The sequence below is a fragment of the Herbiconiux sp. genome (assembly GCF_023264895.1).
In the GTDB taxonomy this organism is placed as follows: Bacteria; Actinomycetota; Actinomycetes; order Actinomycetales; family Microbacteriaceae; genus Herbiconiux.
In genome coordinates this window covers 1-7,027 of the sequence record NZ_JAHFUY010000139.1, presented here as the reverse complement: position 1 = coordinate 7,027, position 7,027 = coordinate 1, and the positions used below count along the sequence as shown (strand labels likewise).

Annotated in this window: 8 protein-coding genes; 2 read left to right on the top strand and 6 right to left on the bottom strand. The window is 70.9% G+C overall.

Features of this window, described 5'->3' with window-relative positions:
* From Q0D57_RS18690 to Q0D57_RS18670, 5 genes are all read right to left on the bottom strand, one after another.
* Positions 1 to 473, bottom strand: a 473-nt coding sequence (locus Q0D57_RS18690) for an SDR family NAD(P)-dependent oxidoreductase (RefSeq protein WP_291046885.1), incomplete at its 3' end; no start/stop codon positions are given.
* 2 nt (positions 474 to 475) lie between these two features.
* Complete coding sequence (locus Q0D57_RS18685; RefSeq protein ID WP_291046883.1) at positions 476 to 1,651, bottom strand: ABC transporter substrate-binding protein; 1,176 nt, start codon at positions 1,649 to 1,651, stop codon at positions 476 to 478.
* Positions 1,652 to 1,736: 85 nt separating this feature from the next.
* Positions 1,737 to 2,588 (bottom strand): ABC transporter permease, encoded by an 852-nt coding sequence (locus tag Q0D57_RS18680; protein WP_291046882.1) that lies wholly within the window; start codon positions 2,586 to 2,588, stop codon positions 1,737 to 1,739.
* The gene (locus Q0D57_RS18675; protein WP_291046881.1) at positions 2,588 to 3,361 is read right to left on the bottom strand and encodes an ABC transporter ATP-binding protein; all 774 of its coding nucleotides are present in this window, start codon (positions 3,359 to 3,361) and stop codon (positions 2,588 to 2,590) included. Before Q0D57_RS18675 ends, Q0D57_RS18680 begins: the two co-directional genes overlap by 1 nt.
* An 8-nt stretch (positions 3,362 to 3,369) precedes the next feature.
* Complete coding sequence (locus Q0D57_RS18670; RefSeq protein WP_291046880.1) at positions 3,370 to 4,665, bottom strand: amidohydrolase family protein; 1,296 nt, start codon at positions 4,663 to 4,665, stop codon at positions 3,370 to 3,372.
* A gap of 214 nt (positions 4,666 to 4,879) precedes the next feature.
* On the opposite strand from Q0D57_RS18670, the gene Q0D57_RS18665 reads away from it, so the two are divergent.
* Positions 4,880 to 5,437, top strand: coding sequence for a helix-turn-helix domain-containing protein (locus Q0D57_RS18665; protein WP_291046879.1), 558 nt, complete (start codon positions 4,880 to 4,882; stop codon positions 5,435 to 5,437).
* Positions 5,434 to 6,462 carry a PDR/VanB family oxidoreductase gene (locus Q0D57_RS18660; RefSeq protein ID WP_291046878.1) on the top strand — a complete coding sequence of 343 codons (1,029 nt, stop codon included), beginning with the start codon at positions 5,434 to 5,436 and terminating at the stop codon, positions 6,460 to 6,462. Before Q0D57_RS18665 ends, Q0D57_RS18660 begins: the two co-directional genes overlap by 4 nt.
* Before the next feature lie 88 nt (positions 6,463 to 6,550).
* Here Q0D57_RS18660 and Q0D57_RS18655 read toward each other — a convergent pair.
* On the bottom strand, positions 6,551 to 7,027 hold a 477-nt coding region (locus tag Q0D57_RS18655; RefSeq protein WP_291046877.1), incomplete at its 5' end, for an amidohydrolase family protein.

Genomic DNA, 7,027 nt, shown 5'->3' with positions numbered 1-7,027 from the left:
GCGCCGCCGGTCTTGCCGGCCATGCTCGCGAGGTTCACGATCTTGCCGCCGGTGCCTGCCGCGATCATCGAGCGGGCCGCGACCTGGGTCGTGAGGAGCATCGCCGTGGTGTTGATGGCGAACATGGTGTTCCACTCCTCGAGACTGATCTCGAGGAGCGGTGAGAAGCGCAGGATGCCCGCGTTGTTGACGAGCACGTCGATGCCGTCGAGGGCCGCGATGGCGTCGCCGAGGGCATCCCTGGTGCTGGCTTCGTCGGTGAGGTCGACAGGCACGAAGTGGCAGCCGAGTTCGGCGGCGACCTCCGAGCCCTCGTCGGCGAGGCGGTCGAGGACGCTGATCTCAGCGCCCTCGACCGCGCACCGCCGGGCGATCTCGGCTCCGATGCCACGCGCCCCACCGGTGACGACGATCTTCTTGCCGAGGAGCCGTGGCCCCTGCAGCCGGGACTCCGTCACGGTGGGGAGCGTCATGGCTACTCGAGGCCGATCGAGGTGTCGATGAACTCGTTGGTGTAGATGTCCTCGGCGGTCAGACCCTCCGCCGGAGCGGTGCCGAGGCCCTCGAAGACGGGCACGATCTTGTCGAACAGCTCCGAGACGCGGGCGTCCTCGAAGTCGCCGATGGTGTCGTTGGGGCCGTTGCCCACGATGCCCTCGTCGATCATGGTCTTCACCGAGTAGTCGGCGACGCCCTGCGAGTAGACCCAGCCGGTGTCGAACTGCTCGACGAGGTCGAGGATCAGCGTGTTGGTCGTGGCGGGGTCGGCGAAGTAGTCGACCTCGGCCTGCTGCAGCACGGGCACGAGCGCCGCGAGGCAGTCGCTGTTCGCCTCGAGGTCATCGGTGCGCACGGCCATCGACGACATGTAGAAGGGGTAGCCGGTGTCGTTGATGAGCTGGTAGGCGATCGGCTTCTCCCACGCCGAGACCTCGTTCTCGTAGATGTAGGGCTCGGCCGAGGCGAAGCCCTGCTGGGCGTCCTTGCCGCCGGAGGCCACGAAGGTCGCCGGGGTGCCGTCGTAGGAGCCGTCGGCCTGAGCCGTGGGCACGACGCCGGCCGACATCAGGTACTCCATGTAGGCCGATCCGCCGAAGTAGCGGATGACCGCACCGTCGGCCACGATGTCCTCGACCGTCTCGGCCTCGGGGTAGGTCTCCGGGTCCCACATGATCATCAGGGGGCTGATGTCGAGCGGGGCGAAGACCGACGTGGTGGGCATGTCGGCCGAGAGCTGCACCGACTCGTCGGTGGAGACGTAGCCGAGCATGATGTCGGGGTCGGTGTACATCTGGCTCGAGACCGTCTGGAAGCCGATCGCGGGGCCGCCGGAGCGGATCTCGACGTCGACGCCGGTGTACTCGCCGGCGGACATGAGCGGGCCGGAGACGAGCTTGTTGTCGGCGTCGATCGTGTAGTCCTCACCGAGCATCTGGTAGAGGTGGCCGTGCTCGGCCTCGGGGTTCCAGTCGGTCTGGATGACGACCGAGGCGGGACAGCCGGCGGCCGCGAGGTCGACGGAGCCGATCTCGAGGTCGGCCGAGGCGGTCGACTCGGAGGCTCCGGAGCCGGTGCTGCAGGCGCTCAGGGCGACCGCTGTGGTGGCGACGAGGCCGGCCGCGAGGACGAGCCGGGTTCGGGTGCTGCGCATGTCTTCTCCTTCTAGGTGGATCAGGTGGTGCAGGGCTGTGGTGCGGTGGGACGGATGGGGGGACTGGTGGTTGTCGGGTCGGTTCTCAGCTGGCCGAGAAGTCGTACCACTTGCCGACGACGCGCTTGCCGAGCCAGCCGAAGAACGCGAAGATCACGACGCCGAAGAGGCTGGCGGTGATGATCGCGGCGAACAGCTCGGCCGACTGCACGCGGGACTGGTAGTTCGAGATGAGCGAGCCGAGGCCCGGCTCCCCGCGGCGGAAGAAGTAGTCGCCCACGATCGCGCCCACCACGGCGAGGCCCGCCGAGATGCGCATGCCGGCGAAGATCGCCGGGAGGGCGGCGGGGAACTCGAGCTTCGTGAGCACGGTCCAGCGGCCGGCCTTCTGCAGCTGGAAGAGCTCGCGCTGGCCCTTGTCGACCGACTGCAGGCCGAAGAGGGTGTTCGAGACCATCGGGAACAGCGCGATCATGATGCACACGATGATGCGGGCGGGGTAGTCGAAGCCGAACCAGAAGCCGATCAGGGGCACGAGGGCGAGGATCGGGATGCACTGCAGGATGACGGCGTAGGGGAACGTCGAGCGCTCGATCCAGCGCGCCTGGCTCATCGCGACGGCCCAGGCCACGCCGATCACGATCGCGATGGCGAGGCCCACGAGGGCGACAACGGCGGTGCGGCCGAGCGCCACCATGATGTCGCTGATCACGTCGGGCTGGAAGAACGCGTCGGTGAAGATCTCGTGCGGCGGCGGCAGGAGGAACCGGCGCTGCTCGTCGAGGAAGACGTAGGAGACGAGGTACCAGACGGCGATGATGCCGAGGGCCACGAGCAGCGGCGGCACCCAGGTCGCCGACTTCTTGCGGCTCGTCTTGACCGTGGCGGGCCGCATCATGGTGCGGTTCTTCGGGGCAGTGGGCGGGGCGGTGGTCATCAGTGGTGTCCCTCTCGGAGTGCGTGGGAGACCTTGCCGCAGAGCTCGGCGAACTCGGCGGTGAAGCGGATCTCGGGGTCTCGGGGGAACGGGAAATCCACCGGGAAGGTGTCGACGATCTTGCCGGGGCGACCCGACATGACCACGACCTTGGTGGAGAGGTAGACGGCCTCCGACACCGAGTGCGTGATGAAGAGCCCTGCGAACTGCTGCTCGGTGAAGAGCTTGATGAGTTCGTCGTTGAGGCGCTCGCGGGTGATCTCGTCGAGCGCGCCGAACGGCTCGTCGAAGAGGAACAGCTCGGGGTCGAGGGTGAGGCTCCTGGCGAGGCTCGTGCGCATGCGCATGCCGCCCGAGAGCGTCTTCGGCAGGTGCTTCTCGAAGCCCGTGAGGCCCACGAGGTCGATCGCCTCCTTCGCGGTGACCCGGCGCTTGGCCTTGGGCACCCCGTTGAGCTCGGCGAGCAGCTCGACGTTCGCCTGCACGTCGCGCCACGGCAGCAGCGTCGCATCCTGGAACACGTAGCCGATGCGCGTGGTGTCGACCTCGGTGACCCCCTCGGTGGCGGGGGTGAGTCCGGAGGCGATCCGGAGCAGGGTCGACTTGCCGCAGCCGGAGGGGCCGACGACGGTCACGAACTCACCGCGGTCGACCGTGAGGTCGACGCCCGAGAGTGCGGTGGTGCCGTTGGGGAACGTCATCGCGACGTCCTGGAAGTTCAGGAGCTGGTCGGTCTTCGTCGCGGGGGCGACGGCGGGAGCTGCGATGGTCATGGAGCTTCTCACCTCGTTTCGGTCAGGGCGTCGACGGGCGACACGGCGGGGGCGGCGATCTGCCGGGTGACGGAGCTCTGGGCGACGAGGCGCCCGGCGTGCACGACGAAGCGGTCGGCTGAGGCGTCGGCGACGACCTCGCTGAGATTGCCGCCGCGCACGGCGAGCAGCTCGGCCTTGGCGCCCACGGCGACGCCGGCCTCGGGCAGGCGCATCACCGAGCGGGCCCCGTCGCTCACGGCGGCGTAGGCCTCGTCGAGCGTGAGGTGCCCGGCGGTCACGAGAAGCGAGGCGGTCTCGAGGGCGTCGCTCCGGCCGACGGGGTTGAACGGGTCGCGCACGTTGTCGGCGCCGGCCCCGAGCCGCACCCCGGCATCCAGCAGCTCGCGCACGGCCGTGAGACCGCGGGGAGTGCTGACGGGGTGGCCCCAGCCCTGCAGGTAGAGGTTCGTGATGGGCAGCGTGACGATGCCGACGTCGCTCCGCACGATCTCGCGGATGACGGAGTCGCGGCTCTCGGGGTCGAGGGTTCCGAGGCGCACGCAGTGGCCCGCCGTGGCCGGGCGGCCCTCGGGCCAGTCGCGCACGACCTCGGCCAGGGTGAGGAGGGTGAACGCACCGTCGAGGCTTTCGTCGGTGTGCATGTCGACGCCCACGGCGCGGAGGTCGGCGAGGGCGAGCAGGCGGCGGAGGTCGGTGTCGGGGTCGTCGGCCAGGTGCGGTGCGCCGCCCACGAGATCGACACCGAGGTCGAGGGCGTCGAGCACGTGCTGGTCGGGCACCGTGGGGCCGGCGAGGGCCACGAGCTCGATGTCGACGAGGTCGCGGAGCTCGTCGCGCACCCGGGCCAGGGCCCGCACGCCGCGCATCGGGTCGTCGCCCTGCAGCACGTCGACGTGGCAGCGGATGGCGGTGGTGCCGTTCTGCAGCATGGCGAGCGCTTGGCGGCGGGCTCGGTCGGCGATGCCCTCGGTGGTCATCTCGGCGGCGTAGCGCTTCCAGGAGTCGATCGCGAGGCCGAGGTCGCCCATGGGCGGCTGGATCAGGTCCCAGGAGAGCGCCTTGTCGAGGTGCGCGTGGGGTTCGGCGGGGGCCGTGAGGAGGAGGAAGCCGTCGAGGTCGAGGTGGGCGGCCGGGACGGTTCCGGTGCCGCTCTCTCGCGCTCCGCCTTCTCGCGCCCCGCCGAGGGTGCCGGCCGGATGCACGCCGGTCACGGTGTCGCCCGTGATCTCGACGTCGACCCGGCGGCCGTCGGCGAGCGTCGCATCCGTGAGCCGCGTCAGCGGGTGGGGGAGCATGGTCATCGAGTCGATCTCCTGCTCGGTCGGATGTTGATGGCTTCAACATGGGCCACGCTACGGACGGCGCGTTTCCGTTGCGTAACGCAAAGATTTCCGAATGTAAATTGCGCCTGAGGACGATTTCGCACACGACTCCATTCGTGGTTACTGTCTGTGTGACCGCTACCGAAAGGGGTCCGCCATCTCATCCGGAAGCCTCGCCCTCGACGAGCAGACCGTGCGCCTCGGTGCGCGCATCCGGTCGTTCCGGCGTGCCCGCGGGCTCACGCTCGTGGAGCTGGCCCGGCTCGCCGACCTCTCGCACCCGTTCCTCAGCCAGCTCGAACGCGGGCAGGCCCGGCCGAGCATGACCTCGCTCGAGCGCATCGCCCGAGCACTCGGGTCGAGCCAGATCGAGCTCATCGCCGCGTCGGCCGAGATCCCGGTCCCGGATGCCTGTGCCGGGAGGGTGTCGGTGGTGCGGCGGGCCGAAGGGCCGCAGGGGCCGTTCGGCGGCGGTGAGGCGCGCATCCTGGTGCACGGCCAGGCGCCGTTCGTGCCCATGGAGTTCCGGGGATCGAACGGGCGGCCGGGGGAGTTCTACACGCACGAGGAGGATGAGTTCCTGCACGTCGTCGGCGGGCGCGTGCTCGTCGACCTCGCCGACGAGGGGGAGTTCGAACTGATGACGGGCGACTCGATCCACTACGCCGGCGGGACGCTGCACCGGTGGTGGTCGGCCGACGGCGGCGAGTACCGGCTGTTCATCGTCAAGCAGCGGGGCGCGGGCTCGTGAGCGGCGCCGCGGGTGCGGGTGCTGGCGCCGGTGCGCCCGCCGTTCTCGGCGAGATCGACGTCGTGGTGCACGACGCGCGCCTGGTCGCCTCCGACGTGATGCTGCTCGAGCTGCGGGCCGCCGACGGGTCGATGCTCCCGGCCTGGGAGCCGGGCGCCCACCTCGACGTGCTCGTGCAGCCCGGGGTCGAGCGGCAGTACTCGCTCTGCGGAGACCCGGGGGATCTGTCGCACTACCTCGTGGCGGTGCTGCGGGAGCCCGACGGGCGCGGCGGCTCGGAGCACGTGCACGCCCATGTCGCCGGCGGCAGTGCGCTGCGCATCCGGGGGCCACGCAACCACTTCCCGCTCGTGCCGCCCGTGGCCGGGGCGTCGTACCTGTTCGTGGCCGGCGGCATCGGCATCACGCCGCTCCTGCCGATGGTGCGGGCGGTGGAGGCATCCGGTGCCTCGTGGCGGCTGGCCTACGCGGGGCGCTCGCTCGAACGGATGCCGTTCGTCGACGAGCTCGTGACGACCTTCGGATCGCGGGTATCGGTGCACACGGCGGAGCCCGGGCGGCGGCTCGACCTCGCGGCGCTCGAGGTGCCGGAGGGCACGCACGTCTACGCCTGCGGGCCCGCGCGCATGCTGGAGGAGCTCGAGAGCGTCGCAGCCGGGGCCGGTGCCGGTGCAGGCTCCTCGGGCGCGCCCTGGCCCTCGGGTGCGCTGCATCTCGAGCGGTTCGAGGCGCGTTCGGTCGCCGAGCCGGTGCGGCACGAGTCGTTCGAGGTGGAGCTCGAGCTCACGGGTGTCACGGTCACGGTGCCGCCGGACCGGAGCATCCTCGACGTCGTGGAGGAGGCGGGCGTGCTCGTGCTCTCGTCGTGCCGGGAGGGCACCTGCGGCACGTGCGAGACGCCCGTGGTCTCGGGCGAGGTCGACCACCGCGACTCGGTCCTCACCCCCGACGAGCAGGCCTCCAACGAGGTCATGATGATCTGCGTCTCCCGAGCGGCCTGCCCCCGCCTGGTCCTCGAGCTCTGACCTCCCACGAGTGGTCACCTTCTGCGCAGAAACCACGTCCAACTGCGTAGAAAGTGACCACTCGTGGGAGGCGGGTGGGGGGTGGGGGTCAGGTGCGGCGGGCGGCTAGGAGGGTCGTGAGGTCGGCGGCGAGGGCGCGCTCGTCGTGGGAGACGAGCTCGTAGTCGCGGACGACCACGCGGCCCGCCACCACGACGTGGCGCGGGCGGCGGCCGGGGGAGGCCCAGAGGAGGCCGGCGACCGGATCGGCGACACCGGCGTCGGCGACGCCCGAGACGTCCCAGACGCAGAGGTCGGCGGCGGCCCCCGGCCGGAGGTGGCCGAGCTCTGGGCGGCCGAGCCCTCGGGCCGAGCCCTCCATCGCCATCGCCAGCACGTCGCGGGCCGGGATCGGCGGCCCCACGAGCGGGGCGACCTGCAGGGCCAGCCGGGCATCCGCCAGCAGGTGGCCGGCGTCGTTGCTGCCGCCGCCGCTCGTGCCGAGGCCCACCGCGATTCCGGCCTCGCGCAGGGCGGCCACGGGAGCGATGCCCCAGCCCATCGGCAGGTCGCAGCCCGGGGCGTG